The organism is Hymenobacter psoromatis, assembly GCF_020012125.1.
GTDB classification, from domain to species: domain Bacteria; phylum Bacteroidota; class Bacteroidia; order Cytophagales; family Hymenobacteraceae; genus Hymenobacter; species Hymenobacter psoromatis.
On sequence record NZ_JAIFAG010000002.1, the window covers coordinates 125,596 to 141,020 of the forward strand.

At 51.5% G+C, this 15,425-nt stretch carries 10 protein-coding genes and 1 pseudogene; 7 read left to right on the plus strand and 4 right to left on the minus strand.

All coding sequences use genetic code 11. From position 1 onward, the window contains the following. Positions 1-135: 135 nt before the first annotated feature. Both LC531_RS21655 and LC531_RS21660 read right to left on the minus strand, forming a co-directional pair. The gene (locus LC531_RS21655) at positions 136-2,508 is read right to left on the minus strand and encodes a DUF5712 family protein (RefSeq protein WP_223654258.1); all 2,373 of its coding nucleotides are present in this window, start codon (positions 2,506-2,508) and stop codon (positions 136-138) included. 85 nt (positions 2,509-2,593) lie between these two features. Further along, a complete protein-coding gene (locus LC531_RS21660; RefSeq protein ID WP_223654260.1) occupies positions 2,594-3,325 on the minus strand; it encodes a hypothetical protein in 732 nt (243 codons plus the stop codon). Positions 3,326-5,581: 2,256 nt separating this feature from the next. Between LC531_RS21660 and LC531_RS21665 the strand changes: the two genes are divergently transcribed. From LC531_RS21665 to LC531_RS21695, 7 genes are all read left to right on the plus strand, one after another. Beyond that, positions 5,582-5,896, plus strand: coding sequence for a hypothetical protein (locus LC531_RS21665; protein WP_223654263.1), 315 nt, complete (start codon positions 5,582-5,584; stop codon positions 5,894-5,896). A gap of 952 nt (positions 5,897-6,848) precedes the next feature. After that, positions 6,849-8,039 (plus strand): DEAD/DEAH box helicase, encoded by a 1,191-nt coding sequence (locus LC531_RS21670; RefSeq protein WP_223654265.1) that lies wholly within the window; start codon positions 6,849-6,851, stop codon positions 8,037-8,039. 794 nt (positions 8,040-8,833) lie between these two features. Continuing rightward, complete coding sequence (locus LC531_RS21675) at positions 8,834-9,667, plus strand: ParA family protein (protein WP_223654267.1); 834 nt, start codon at positions 8,834-8,836, stop codon at positions 9,665-9,667. A 154-nt stretch (positions 9,668-9,821) separates the two neighbouring features. Continuing rightward, entirely contained in the window at positions 9,822-10,079 is a 258-nt protein-coding gene (locus tag LC531_RS21680) for a hypothetical protein (RefSeq protein ID WP_223654269.1), read from the plus strand. Between the two features lie 772 nt (positions 10,080-10,851). Beyond that, positions 10,852-12,069 (plus strand): replication initiation protein, encoded by a 1,218-nt coding sequence (locus LC531_RS21685; RefSeq protein ID WP_223654271.1) that lies wholly within the window; start codon positions 10,852-10,854, stop codon positions 12,067-12,069. A gap of 788 nt (positions 12,070-12,857) precedes the next feature. Continuing rightward, a complete protein-coding gene (locus LC531_RS21690) occupies positions 12,858-13,673 on the plus strand; it encodes an oxidoreductase (protein WP_223654281.1) in 816 nt (271 codons plus the stop codon). Positions 13,674-13,688: 15 nt separating this feature from the next. Next, complete coding sequence (locus LC531_RS21695) at positions 13,689-14,612, plus strand: helix-turn-helix domain-containing protein (protein ID WP_223654283.1); 924 nt, start codon at positions 13,689-13,691, stop codon at positions 14,610-14,612. Between the two features lie 128 nt (positions 14,613-14,740). On the opposite strand, the gene LC531_RS22815 is transcribed toward LC531_RS21695, so the two are convergent. Together LC531_RS22815 and LC531_RS21700 are read right to left on the minus strand one after the other, a co-directional pair. Further along, positions 14,741-14,863 carry a hypothetical protein gene (locus tag LC531_RS22815; RefSeq protein ID WP_262903477.1) on the minus strand — a complete coding sequence of 41 codons (123 nt, stop codon included), beginning with the start codon at positions 14,861-14,863 and terminating at the stop codon, positions 14,741-14,743. 61 nt (positions 14,864-14,924) lie between these two features. After that, positions 14,925-15,353, minus strand: a pseudogene (locus LC531_RS21700) (Tn3 family transposase). Positions 15,354-15,425: the final 72 nt, after the last annotated feature.

The following is a 15,425-nucleotide window of genomic DNA, read 5'->3' on the forward strand; positions in this document are numbered from 1 at the left end:
TCAAGTTGCGGCTACATAGCTTGATTTGGTAGCAGGACAAACATAGAGGTAGTCTCTCCATCCCGTTACGAATCTTGTTTCTTCGGATGCCCGCTTTTTTGCGCCTGGCTCGCTATAATTAGCTACTCTAATTTCCTACCATCTTATCCCGGATTCTTTGGCTCGCTCCTTCAAGGTAGCTATGCCTTGCGAATGTGCCTCGCTAGCTTGGGCACTCTGTCGGACTTCCCCTTTGCTCAAAGTGATCGCATTGAATGTAATTTCTATTTCCCCACTGCCCGGCGAGTGCGTGTGATAATGCACCGGTAATTCTAGTTGGCCGCGCCCGTTATCGAGTACCTTGCCGACAGACGCCCCATCTGCCAGTAGCATGTTCTTATAGACGTCGGCCAAACGTGGGCTGTCTGGATTTTGCAGGTCAAACACGAGAAGCGCCTGATTAAACTGACCCTCGCGCTCCGGCCACTGCCGCCGGGTAACGGCAAGTCCAACCAGGTCGGCGGTCGGGTCATGCAGGGCGTGGGGGGATTCCTGCAGGTAAGTGCCGGCCATTCCCTGTACATGATTCAGCCGTACGGCTATCTCAGCTTGGTCTGCCTGTTCTACATTAAAGCAGTAATCCAGCCGCGCCTTCTGGCCGGCCGACGAGGGTACTGGCTCATTGACGGTAATGCCTGCCTTTTCCAGATACGTCCGGCACCTATCCAACTGCTCTTCCATCGAGCCGCGCCCGTTATCACCCAGCCAGACGCTTCCATACTGCACCTGCTCGCGGCCGACTACTGCCTGAGCCGCCGCTGACACGGGTATTTTATCCAGGGAGAAAAGCTCCTTACTGGCCAGGTGCCGCACCCCGGCCGGCTGGGTTGCCGTCTCTTCCTCCAGTTTGAGACCCTGTCCGGCCAGCAAATAAGCAAAGGAGGCTCCCGTGCGCAGGGCCGTCGCTTCGGCCGTAGCTACCCGCTGTCGCGTCTGGTCTTCCAGTTCGCGCCGCGCATCCCAGCCAGCATCCTGGAGGGGCTGGTCCGCTACGGCTTGCTTTTCCGCTTTCCCACGCGCCAGTAATTCACCTAGGCTAAGTGGCGGCTCGCTAGCAGGCAGCACAGTTGCCGGAATAGGCTCGACAGCCTGGGCCGATGGCACCAGTAGCGCCGATAGGTCAACCGTAAAAGTCGGCGCTGAGTTAATGATAGATGTAATGACAACTGCGGTAATCGGCACCATGGCGGGTGCAACGACCGGCACAACGACCAGTGTAACAACAGGCACCGCGACTGGTACGGCCATCGGCGCAACGACGGGCCCAATGACCGGTGCAGCGATAGGCGCAACAACAGGCACCGCGACCGGTACGATGACCGGCGAAGTTGTCACGACCTGTGCCGCATTAGCGTGTTCCCGACGCAAGGATTGCGCGCGCGCTTCCGCCGCTAGCTCGTGGTCAAGTTGCGCTATTAAGCGCTCCAGTGGCTGCACCGCAGTGCGTGATTCAGCTGGTTGGAGATGCATTGGGGGTGGCAGTTCCGTGGCTATCGGTACCAAGGCAGGCTGCTCCTGCAGACGCGGAGCCTGTTGCACTCGTCCCGTGCGCAAGTACTCATAGGGCGAAGGGATATAGATTTTTTGCGCCGCCTTTTGCTCAACCCTTCCTAATATGGTAAAGAACGTTTGGTCATAACCCCGCATCCGGGCAGCTGCTTGTACTTGCTCCGCCTCCAGTTGCTGGGTCACGTCCAGCCTGGTATTGATGCGGGAAACCTGTAACATCAGGCGAGCGTCTTTGGCAACTAACTGCGCGGGAGTCAACACTTTTTTCTCCCGTTGCGCGGCAGCCTTTTCCGTAATAGCTCTGGCTTTTTCCGCTACTCGCTCCGCGCGGCTGGGCATCTTTTCGGCTACGCGGAGCGAACCGTTCCGACCAATTTCCTCATCCAGCTGCACTCCAGCCTGCGCTTGAAACTGTACCCGGTTGAAATGCCCGGCCGCTGCCAAGGGATTAAGCGTCACTTCCTGGGCCACATCTCGAGCCGACGCGATAATGTGCACGTGGGTCTGCAGTCCGGGCTTCAGTTCGCACTGCATCCCGTCGTCAGTGCCCCGGTTTTTACGTTCCTGGTGTATGGTAGCCGCCCACACTAAATCCGCCTCCTGCAATTCCCGCCCGTCTTTCAAATTAAAGTTTTTAGCGTACAAATCCAGTACCCGCTGCGTGTAGCGTTGCAAGGCCAGTGAGTCATTTCCCATTTCGCCCAACTCCTCGCTGCTGGGACTTAGCACCAAGGAATAAAACTTAGCCGCGTCTTTACCGGCTCCATTTTGGTTTCCATCCAGTAGCGACACTACTTCGTCAGCCCCGAGTAATCCCTTGTCAGCTGAGCTGAAAAAAGTAGCGACCTGCCCGTGCTGCTTCGCTTCCTTCACCAAGTAATTGGTCGTACGTCGAGCACTGCCTTTATTGGCGTACACCTTGCGGCCATTAGTTGCAGGATTAATAATCTTAACATACATCTGCAAGTAGCAATTAAAAGACGGCTAAGAAAATACGAAGTGATTACGCTACTATGGGGTAGCGCACGTCGGGACACGGCCAGTCTTACGAAGACGGCGCGGGTGGGCTCGTCGTTTCAGCTGGGTTAGGTTTCATTGGTGCAGATGAAGGAACGACCGCCAACGCGGGACGTGTAGTAAGGTGTGGCTTCTCCGCCGTGAGCGTACTCAACAGCTTGCGGTACTCAGTGAGTAATAAATGTTTTCGTTGGGATACAAAACTTTCCATCGCTGCTTCAAGCTCAGCTTCTGAAAAATTTTGCTCTTTCGTTTTCAGTAGTAGCTTTTCCAGTAACACGCGATTAAGTTGCCCTTCCACTTCATTCTTCACAAACCTTTCGAGGAGTTGCGTTAAAATTCGCAGTTCCATGTCCGCTTGGTTCTGAAGCAACGTGGCTTCAACTCGTTCCAGATAAGCGAACGTACCGGCTTGCTGGGCTTGCAAAAACTTGAACATCTCGTGCTCAAAAGCGCGGATAGTGCGCCTCGTGTGATTACCGGTTTCGGTCACCGCCTTGCGCACATCCAGACTGGCTTCTCCCACTTTGGCCTGCACACTTATCAGGCCCATTGTCTGCTGCGAGGTGGGGTCTAGCCCGTTAGAAGCGAAGTAGCGGATAGCAGCACTGGCATAGGCCGAGTACCTAACATTGAGCTTTTTGGCCGTCTTCTTCAGCATTGAGTACGCGTCCGATTCTAACGCGACCGTGGTCGTAGTTGAGCTCGCAGCCTCCTTCGTGCGCTTAGCGGGGCGCAAGGTCTCTTCAGATTCCTCCATGAGATAACATTATAAATTGTAGACTGAAAATCAAGTAGTTATCCTGAAATATTGGACATTAACGCAACTTCCTAATAAAAAAACGAAGAAAATGAAATTAAAACATTCAGTGTATTATCGTTTTTAGTTTGACTATCTGATACTTAGCTTTATTTATTATCGAATTTTTGTTTCACTACCTGAAATGCAGTTATTTGACGTTTTTTAAAAAGTTCCTCTAGCTAACTATTACTATCGGTCGTTGAATTGGCACCCTACGACTTTCGCAAGCTACAACTAGACTAGAGCTAATCCTACTGCTATCCGTCATTATCTAGTACGCCCTCCTACTGCCTCTGAGCCCCCCTGAGCCCCTATCGCCTCCCCAGACTACCCTACCTGAACCTATCCGCGAAGCCCTACGCCTCAAAATCACCTCAGCAGACAAACCGATCTTACCCACCCCGGTACAAAAAGCCAACGACTAGAATTTAAAAAGCGCTATTAACAACCAGGCTCCCTTCACCGCCGCTCAACAAAACCGACCAAATCCCAAAAACTCCGCCGCCTTAAACCCATATAAACCGAGAATTACCAGAGCACCCGTAGTCACCAAATACCCCAGACCAACCCCGACTAAGAACCACCACATGGCCCAATCAGCTATCACCTCCGCTAGTCAAACAGCATCAGAACCTAGACCCAGCCCACCAGAAAAAGCACGCATCAACCACCCAACACCACCTCACCAATAAAGCAATTTTTAGCTAAGACCTATCCACCCCGACTAAGAAAAAGCAATACTCCAGCCTCCCTCGACTTCTAGAAATCATCAGCAGCTACTACTACTAGATTTTCAGAACCTAGACTCCGCTCAACCTCAGCCCCCTATCTACTACTCATTCTGGCCCACATCACCCCACCCTACTCAGACCAAACCAGACGAACTATCACCCGGACACCAGCAATAAAAGATACCCCGACACCCGAACCGCCTTAGACACTACCTCAGAAAATACCTGGCATCCTATACCAGATACCCCGAAAAATAAAGCAATCAGCACTGGGCTCCTAAAATAGAATCACCTCACTTCAACAAAATCCACCATCCACCATCCAGCTCCTCATAATAACCAGATAGTACTACCCAGCCCAGTCAAACAGCATCAGAACCTATCCCAAGATTACCCCAGAACTAACTATTTTATAAACCCAGCTATTTTGATTCTGTAGCCAAGCCGGACCCTACTTACTCCAGAAAACGACCATAAACCGAGTCCACCCAATCTGCCGACCTCTATCAGTAAGCTACTCCAGACCTACCCGATACTACCAGAATCAGCTAAGACAATCCGCCTACTCATCCCAAAAATAGCAACCAGAACCATTAGTCAACCCTGCCACAACTCCGCAAAAAAGTAAACAGCAAACAAGCAGCCCATCAAAAAAATCCGCCCAGTCCTCCCAATGAATTCTGCAAAATTAGCTGTTAGAACTACCTAGACTATCTCGGCCCACCTCCAAATTAGAAACACTCAGCCCTAGATAAACTAACAGAATTGATAAATACATCCGAATCAGTGTGCTCATTTGTATCCCACCAAGCCCACCCAGACTCTTCCGATTCCTACAACTTAGCTTCCACCCCGCCCCCCACCCGCATCCAGTAAAGCTAAATAAGCCCCTCGACCACTTCACTATTTTCAACATGAATCAGTAAGCAAGCACCTAGTAAAACCGAGCCCACCGCCTCACTACTAAACCCAGCTCCTATCAAACCGACCCTATCAAGCTTCCAGAGAATATCCAACATTATCTATCAGCCGCCCCCAACCAATTCAATCAACTATCCAATTCCTAGCTATCAGTCCTACCCATTCATACCCCAGAATACACAAACTTACGCCACCGAATACGTCTCCCATCCAGACCCAATCCAAACTAGACTACCACCGAAACCAAGCCCAGCCCAAATCAGACTACCGCAAAAAACAGCAGCATTACTCATCCGTAATCAATCGATTTTAAGCAGAAACTAGCCAGACTAACTTACTAAATAAGTAGATTAACACCTCGGCCCCTTTCCATCAGCTACTCATTTAACCCACTTAGTCCTCCTCTGCTACCCCAAAAAAGTCCGCCACCCATTGACATGACTCCCCACAAAAAACCATTCAGCAAGAAAAGTAGCAGCTAGAATGCTTTACTTTGTTACAGGCAACCTCCCTAGACTTTACCGACTTCGTATTGCTTTCACCTCTTTTGACTCCCAACCATATGGCCTCATCGACTTCCCCGGAAAACCCAGCTGCTGATAACTCAGAAGAAAACAGCACCCCCGATACCAAGAAAAAAGCCAAGACGACCACCGCTCAAACCGTCCATCCAGTTCAATACCGAGCCGTCCGTTTTGTGAGTTTCATGCTAGAAGACACCAAGCATGAAATCACCCCGGAAAACTTTTTGAAAGAAGCAGTCGCTCGTCACCTGGCTTTTTATCAAACTAAACGCGGCGTAGAATTTCCAAATAAGATGCTAGCCGAACTTGCCAAGCTGGACTTAATCCCCTCGAAAGCCAACCTGGAAGAATAACTAAACGACTATGGACTGTAAGTCCATAGGTTTGAAGGCAAATGAAATTCGGCGGTTTCGGCTAAAGCCGACTGAAAGGCTGCCACTCAAGTGGGCTATTGCAGAATGAAATTCTGGGTCCTCACTTGGCCGATTTTAAACTGATTCGAGAATGACTCTCTGCGTATGAGTAATGCGGCTTGCTAAGCGCCTGGAGGTGAGTAGCAACTAAAGTCTTGCCCTGAAGGGCATAGCTTTAACTAGCGTGCTTGAAAAGTAAATCCATCAGTAACAGATAAGGCTAGTCAGAACAGACTAGCCTTATCTGTTACAGGACCCTACTAGTTAAGCCGCTCCAGCCTTTTTTGCTTTGGTCCCCTTAGGTGCCACAGTCCCCTTTTTCGACCTTGTCCTTACCCAAAACTCAAACGCCCTTCTTGCCACGTGGCAGGAAGGGCGTTTTTGCACGATTACCTATCTGATTTGCTGCTTTTCAGACGGGGTCAGCCAGCCAAAAATGGCCTTGGCGTCACCTCGGTGAAGTCGGAAGAAGATTTGGGTAAGGACAAGTTTTCGACCCCGGCTTTTTTACGAGTAGTGGGTTTTGTACTTCTATCTGCCTCGACCTTATCCTGGCCTTCTGTCTTTACTTCGGCGGCCCCCTACCAGACAGGCAACTGCTAGAGGAGGCCGCTAATCAGGCGTTGACGAACCCGCTGGTTATATCTTCACGGGGCCAACCCCCGTTTGGCCGGAACTGGTAGGACTATACACTTAGTGCAGAAGTACTCCATGCCCCAGGCTATCTGCTCCGGCCTTACCGACTACGTGCGAAAGTCAACTGTCGTAGGTCGGCTTAGTAGGCAAGCTGTAGTAGGGCAAGCTGGTAGTTGGCTGGCTACGCGGGTGCTCGCTTAGCGTCCACGCCAGCCGGGGCCCCGCAGCTGCGCCCGTCCCTTTTCTATCTTCTCGTATGCCTCCTTCTTCGGAAACTATTCGTGGCGCGGCGGCGCGCAAGCAAGCCTTGCAGGAGCAGGTGCTGGCCACCATCCAGGACCGACGCCTGGCCGGCATCGCCCTGACCATGGGCCTGGGTAAAACGCTCATCGGCCTGCGTGACATGGACCGCCTGCTCGCCGTCGGGAAGCTCCCCGACCAGGCAGCCGGCAAGCCCTTCCTGGTGGCGGCCCCCACCCAGGCCATTCTGGACGCCTGGCCCCAAGAAGCCCGTAAGTTCGGCTTGGCGCACCTGCTCGACCACATCACGTTCACCACGTACCGCTCGCTGAGCAAAGTCCTGGCGGCCGGTACCTACCAGAAGCTTTACCTAGACGAGTGCCACGCCCTGAAGGACTCGCACGAGCCGGGCCTTAAAGCCCACGCGGCTAAAAAGCGGAGCATTCTCGGGTTGACGGGTACGCCACCCGCGCAGGCCCACAGCGAAAAGGGCCGCCTCGTGGCCACCTACTGCCCCATCGTGGTGGACTACACCACCGACGAAGCCGTGCTGGCGGGACTGCTCAACGACTACCGCCTGGTCGTGCACCGCATGCCGCTGCGCACTGAACGCGACTACGTGCTCACCACCAAGGCCGGCAGCCAGTTCACGACCAGCGAGCGCGAGAACTACGCCTATTGGAGCAAGCGCCTGGCTAATGCTGCCCAGGACCCGCTGCCGGTGGAGACGCTGCGCATCCTGCGCATGCAGGCCCTGATGAATTATCCCGGTAAGGGTCACTACATGCGCTGGCTGGCCAGTCAGCAAACGGAGAAGGTGTTGCTCTTCACCTGCAATCAGCAGCAGGCCGAAGCGCAAGCCACCCATACCTATCACTCCAAGAACAAGCACAGCCAGGCCAACCTGGACAAGTTCAACGCGGGTGACATCCAGCGGCTGGCCTGCGTGGCCCAGCTCTCGGAGGGCATCAGCATCCCGAATCTGCGGGTGGGCATTATCTGGCACGCCTTCGGCAACGAGCGCAAGGCCGCCCAGCGTATCGGCCGGCTGCTACGCCTCAACCCCGACCAGACAGCCACCGTGCATCTGCTCGCTTATCAGGATACGGTTGATGAGCAGTGGGTCACCCAAGCTCTGGACGCCTTCGACCCCGCCAAAATCAGCTATGTCGATGCTACCGGCTACGACCTGCTAGTTGCCCCATAAGCGTAGCAGCAGTGTATAGGGAAAACCTACGACTCGTGAGTTAAGCAGCCTCAATGTTGGTGAAGGCAAAGATGTGTCGTAGGCGTAGCGTGGGATAATAGTCATCGAAAGAGGCTAGCGAAAACGAGCGTTAAGGCCATCACTTCGTCCACATGCTGGAAAATGCGTTGCCAGGTAAGACCCTAACGATGAAAGTCGGCAAGGTGTGTATCTGAGTTGGGGGGTGCCCTCTTTGCTTATCAACACCCCAATAAATAGTGTGTGCCATAGCCCGTTCATCCCTAAATAGTGCTACTACTCGGCACACTTCAGCCGGATGCTTAGGACCTCCGTCTTGAATGCCCTGTTGTACTTACGCCGTTTTTCAACTTTTGATAAGCCGGTCAGTACCCTTTGAATTACGCAAATAACGACGTGCCGCAAGTACCATACTTATGATGCGTACAATATGTTTCACAAGTATACGAGGTCTCTTATCACTTTCGAAGCGTACTATACGTACGGTACATACAGAAATGGAATCTGAATAAGCCATCTGTATCGTAGGCATGGCACTTACGTGCTTACCAAATACTATTATGCAAACTGTCAGAATGTTGTATAGATAAAGCTCATTGTATTTTTACAAAATATGCTGTCAGGCATCACTTGCAACCGCTACGCACTAAGTACGCTATCAGTATCAAACTTATGATAAGTTTGATACGTATCATATTTTTCATAAACTTGATAAGGATTGAAAATATGGTACGTATACTTTACATTTGTTTCCACAACAGTATTCTCAATATTCTATGCACATCATCACGTTTGCCAACCGCAAGGGCGGCGTGGGCAAGACCACCTCTGCTCTGGCCATTGCCCATCGGCTGGCACAGCTTGGCTACCAGACCTTGCTGATAGATGCCGACCCCCAGGGCAACGCAAGCTCCACCATTGCGGAGCTGCCGGCCGTGCCGGGGTCGCTGGCGGCCGCCCTGGACACTGGGGGCGGCTTGCGCTCGCAACTCAATACCGCCGCGCCCAATCTGTACTGCATTACGGCGGGCGAAGACCTTACGAGGCAGGAAAAGCTGCTGGGACAGGAAATGGATTACGGGTGGTTTTTTCGCAATGTCCTCCAAGACCTCGCTGCCGCGCTGGCTGGTGGCCAGGCCCATGCCGCCGGTCTGCCGGCCTTGCCCGCACAGCTTGATTTTGTACTCATCGATACCTCGCCTTACCTGGGCACGCTGGCTGTGTCGGCAATGGTGGCCAGTGAGGCGGTGTTTATCCCGTTGCAGCCCAATTTCTTTAATAGCGAGGGGTTGACCAAAGTAGTGGAGATGGTCGGAGTCATCCGCCGCAACTTCAACCCGAACCTGCGCATCGGGGGTATCTTTTTTACGAAGTATGCCCGCACGTACCGCAAGGCACTGCATCACCAATACGCCCGCGCGCTCGAAGCTGACCCAGTGCTCGGCAAGTTGGTGATGCAGCAGACTATCCGGGAAAACGTAGCGCTAGACGAATCGCAGGCAGGCCAGCAGGCTATCTACGACTGGGCGCCCAACTCCAACGGGGCCAGTGACTACCGAGCGCTTACGGACGAATTTCTTACCCGCCTCCACTTATCCGATGCCACCTAAGAAAATGCCCCCAGTGCGGCTGGCTTCGCCTGCGGCCAGCCACGACGATATTCTGCACCCCTCCGTAACGCGGTTGCAGGCTCCCCCGCAACCTGCGTTGCGGGATGCTTCTGCCAGTACAATACGTAATGAAAGTATCATAAGTACTATACGTATGGAAGAGATAAGCGTGGAGGAAAAGCCGCTGCGTATCCCATTCACCAATAACCTGCCGCCCGCCGTGTTCCGCGAGTGGTTTACGTATGCGTACATGGCCCGGCTGCCGCTGCAGGAGGTACTGGAACGCGCGCTGGTGGCCTATCTGCAGGATAAAGCCCAAGCGCGCGAGCCGCTGCCCCCGGAACAGGAAGCTATTTTGGCGGCCAAGGAACAAGCCGAACTCAGTCGCCGTCAGAAACGCCGCACCAAGTAGCCCAGCCGAGCTAGAGTAGGGGAGAGGCGGGGTTGCCGTGGGGAGAAATTACGCCGGCTGCCTGGTTATGCCCATCTGCTCACCTGGCTGGGTAGCGAGCCGCTGTCATGGGCGCAGCGCCATCCTATCGCTTCGCCTACCGTGCGCTGGGGTAAGGCTGTATGTTGTGTGCTGATAGTGGCCTGTTGGGCCGGTTTTGGCGTAATTGCTTGGGGAGGGGTGGGGACGAACGGGTGTACCCCGCTTTGCACGGCTGGCTGGGGAGGTGCTTGGCCGCTAGCCACAGTGTGGTAGGGGAGGTAGTAGCATGGGGAGCCCGGCCCTCACAGGAGTAAAGATGACTTGGTGAGCGAGAAGGTATAGGCGGTGGAATGGCTGCGAAAAAGAGGGTAAGCATGGCAATCTATGTACATACATGAATCGGCCACCTTGCGCAGCTTTTTTCTGCGCCGTCCGGACCGCTTGTCTACGGATGGCCTTCTAAAAGCCTTTTAAAAAAAGAAAAAAATTCGATTCGCCTTGTTTTGAAATTTTTTAAAGCTTCTTTAAATACTCTTTATTCTTTAGGGGCTCATAACGCATTGGATATTAGATTTTTGTGGAGATTGAACCGGAAAATCGGCCGCTGTGAACCGGAAAATCGGCCGTTCAAACCGGAAAATCGGCCGTTGCGAACCGGAAAATCGGCCGTTCAAACCGGAAAATCGGCCGTTCAAACCGGAAGATATGCGTACCTTTTCCGGTATCAACGGCCAATCTTCCGGTTTACCCTATGAACGGAACCCTAAACGGACTGCAAACTAAGCTCCACGAGGTTGCCTTTTTGAGCAACACCTTTGTGCGCTCGCCCCTAGCGCTCAACAATGTAGAGGCGCGCATTTTTGCCCTAGCTCTGGGCTGCCTGCATCAGAAGCAGGATACGCTGTCGTTTCGCATTCACTTTAACGACATCACGCGGGGCGGTAACACGGGGGGTAAGCAGTACACAGAACTAGCTGCGGCTCAGACGCGTCTGACCCAGCCCATTATCAATACGTCGCTCAAAAATGGCAAGAAGCGACGCGATGCGATTTCTCTGTTCAACATCCTAAGTCTTGATGAGGGCACCAACCTGATAACAGGGGAATTTAACCCTCGGCTAAAGGAGCACCTGCTGGATTTAACTGGAAAGTTCACGACCGTGGAGTTGGAGTCGCTGCTCACGCTCAAGAATGCGCATAGCCAGCGGCTGTTCTGGATTATGCGCAGTTACCATAACCAGACTTGGGAGGAACCGCTGCCGTTTGACACGCTGCGGGAGTGGCTGTTTGGTGAAAACTCTGAGCAATACACCGACTGGACCGATTTTAACCGCTACGTGCTTAAGCCCGCGATTGAGGAGTTCCGGGCTATCGGCTGGGAGGTGGCCGTAACCCTGCAGCGCCGCGGCCGGCGGGTAGAGGCACTGGTGTTTAAAATGACCAGTACTCAGCAGCCGCTACTGCCAGTGGTAAAAGCCAAGAAGGTGCTGACTCTGACGGAGATTGAGGAGTTTCGCCGCATGCTGGAGGCGACCTACCGGGAACTGCCGGCGCTATATGACCGCCTGCGGCTTGACTTTGAGCTCAAGGAGTACCAGGCGCGTGAAGTGTTGCAGAACGTCAAAGACTTGACTGCTTATCAAGCCGTTACCAAAGTGTTGCATGATGTGCGCCTTGCCCTGGCTAGCCGCAAGCCGATTAAGTCGCTTCCGGCCTATACGCTCAGCCAGCTTAAAGCCGTGCTCCCTGTATACCAAGTGCTGGGGGCCGCGCCTAGTGTCTTACCTAAAAGTGCTGGTTCGCGGGCGGCGGCAGCCACTTCACATGCGCAGCTTCGGGATGCGCAGGAGCGCCTGAAGTTTGTGCAGGAAGAGGCACCGACTAACTTGTTTTCCGAGCAAGAAAAAGCGTCGCGTACTGCCACCATTGAGGCCGAAATCGCAGTGCTAACTCAAGGGCTTGCTACGTAGCGTAAGGTGCTGTAAAATGGAGAATGGGTGAGTGAAAAATTGCTTTTAAAATAGTGTTTCCTTAGCATAAAATTTGCGGGTTGGTTCGCTGCTTTTTACACGTTAACTCAGTACAAAATAGTATTCCGCGACATTTTTTAGACGTTTATACCATTATAAACTATTTATTACACAGGTAGTTAGGGGTATTAGTTTATCATAACCTACGTTACAGGGTCGGTCTCAGAATCCGTGCGGGTTTGAGCTTGCGATACGGCTAGCTGCCGGCGTGGTACTTTTCCGGTTTAAGGCCTCGAGTTGGATACCGTTATTGGCTACCGGCTTTTGACCTTAACCTTTAATTGGGCATACTTAGCTTTTAATTTCTCGCTAGACAAATTATCCGACCGCATAGCCCGTCGAATTTCAATATTTTCCGTTACAACACCCCACTATGGCGAACGCGTTTCCACGGGCTTTGTCGAGTCAGCGGTCAATCAGTTGCTGGTCAAGCGATTCTTGAAGCGGCAACAAATGCAGTAGACTAAAAAAGGCGCGCACCTCCTCCTGCAGGCCCGCACCAAGGTGCTTAACTAGGAATGGGAGGCTTGTTTCCGGCAGCACTATCTCAGCTTCCGGCCACTGCCAACATAAGCCCTCCCGATAGTTGCTTAGCCCAACTGCCCCACACTTTTTTCATGCTCGCCAACCATTGTTCACAGGTTCATTTTTGGCTACAAGGTTGTCAAAAGCGGTTACATCCGTGCTTGTTCCGCAGCTTAATTTTGCACTAACAAAAGAGACGCAACATGAAAACAGCATTGGTTACAGGGGCTTCGTCAGGAATAGGAAAAGCAACCGCCGTTTTATTGGCGCAGAACGGCTACCATGTGTATGGTGCTGCACGAAGAACAGAGAAAATGGAGGAGTTGAAAAAATACGGTATTAAGCCGATTTCATTGGACGTTACCAAAGAAGAAAGCCTCGCCGGGTGTGTTGAACAAATTTTGAAAGAAGCAGGAAGCATAGACATTTTAGTTAACAGCGCAGGCTCAAGTAATTTTAGTGCTTTGGAAGATACGCCTATTTCTGATGCAAAATCCCAATTTGAGTTAAATTTGTTTGGTGTGGCCCGATTGATACAATTGGTGTTACCTGCTATGCGAAAAAACAAGTATGGAAAAATTGTAAATATTTCATCTGTCAACGGAAAATTTAGTCTTGCCATGAGTGGATGGTATAGCGCAAGTAAATTTGCCTTAGAGGGTTTAAGCGATGCGCTTCGCAATGAAGTAAAACAATTTGGCATTGATGTCATTGTAATCGAACCGGGCGGCACCAAAACGGAAATAGCAGCCCTATCAAGTGACTACCTGATGCGTGTTTCCGGCAACACAGTGTACAAGGAATTGGCAAACAAGGTAAATAACAGTTTCTACAGCCCGGAAACAGTGAAATGCTATCCCGAACCTATTTTAGTTGCTAAACTCGTTAAACAGGGTATAGAAGTAAATACTCCCAGAACACGGTATGTGGGCGGTGCTATGATGAAGTTTACCCTGTTACTAAAAAGGTTTTTGTCAGACAAAATGTTTGACAAAATGATAAACAGCCAATTGAAATAATTTGCATTCTTATTTATGACGGATACAAGACCGGTTAGAATAACATCAATCAGCGAGTTTCATCGGTTAAGAGGCTTGCCCAAGCCCGAACACCCTTTGATTAGCGTAATCATACTGGACGATGCCCATGTGCCGAACCACAGTGCTATAAATGCAGTATTTGATTTTTATTTTATCGTGTTGAAACGCATGAAAGGCATGAAGTATAAATATGGACAACAACTTTACGATTTTGACGATGATGGGGCCTTATTTTTTATGTCGCCCAGTCAAGTTTTAAAGTTTGAAAGTATTGAAGAAAAAAATCCTGAAAAACCATCAGGTTGGATACTGCTTATCCACCCCGATTTTATATGGAATACACCACTTGCAAAAAAAATCAAACAACATGAATTTTTTGATTATTCTGCCAATGAAGCATTATTCCTCTCCGGAAAAGAAGAAGTAATATTAAATGGCATTGTGCAACACATAAAACAAGAGTGTCATTCCAACATCGATAATTTTAGCCAGAATATCATCATTGCACATGTAGAAACGTTACTAAGTTATTCTGAACGTTTTTATCAACGTCAATTCCTGACACGCAAGAAAGCAGCTCACCGGATTTTGGAAAGTTTGGAAACACTGCTTGCCCAGTATTTTAATAATGACGATTTGATTTTAAAAGGGTTGCCAACCGTTCAATTTATTTCCGAAAGCCTGAACGTATCAGTAAGCTATCTAAGCCGTTTGCTCAAAACGCTAACCGGACAAAGCACACAGCAGCTCATTCACGATAAACTGATTGAGAAAGCGAAAGAAAGATTATCTACAACCCAACTTTCCATTAGCGAAATCGCTTACGAATTAGGCTTTGAACATTCGCAATCGTTCAGTAAGCTTTTCAAGACGAAGACAAACCTTTCGCCAGTAGAATTTAGACAGTCGTTTAATTAAGAGACGACAGTAGCTGTTTATTTTGTTTCGGCCGGAGCTGCCGGCACGTAAGGGGGGAAAAGCTGCTGGGTCGTCTGGCGCATCTCTTTGGTAGTGCTCATCTGCTTCCTAAACCGCTGAATCTATCCCTAGTAGTCCCGCTCGGCTCCCACGGTCTGCGCGACGCTCAATAAATGGTTATACTTCCCATGCGCTACCTGCGAAAATAAGCCCATCAGGGCCTGCATCAGTAGCACGAGTAACAGGGGCACCACGGCTGCCAGGGCGGCGGCCTTCCAATTAGTGGCCTTGGTTAAAAGTTTGGTCCAAATGTTACATGGGTTGCGTGGAGTTATCCGTTTCCCACTCGACGGTCAGCAACGCCCCTAAATCAAACTGCAACGCTTCCGTAAGGGCCTCGTCCGAGAAGTCAAACTCGCCTTGCAGATTGATATGCTGCCTACTCACCGGGGACATCCGGGTGATGGCATCAGCCAGGGCCTGGCGCTCGGCGGCCGGAGCCTGGAAGAGCTGCTGAGTGAGGTAGAAGCAATTCCAGCACACAATCACGTTCTGCACGAGTCGTTTGCAGGCATCGGCGAGTTGCTGCTCCTCCTTGCCCGCGTAGCGAAACTAGCCATTCTGGCCGTAAAACACGGCCCGGGCGAAAGTATGGGTACTTTTAAGCTTGTCCAACTGGTCGTCGATGCGCTTGCGCAGTTCCTGGTCGTCCATGTAGCGCAGCAAAAACTCGGTGCGCACGGCCCGGCCCCGAGGGAGGCTGGGTGAACGGCCAGCAGTTCGTGGCCAACGGGGGCGGCCGTATCTAACGCC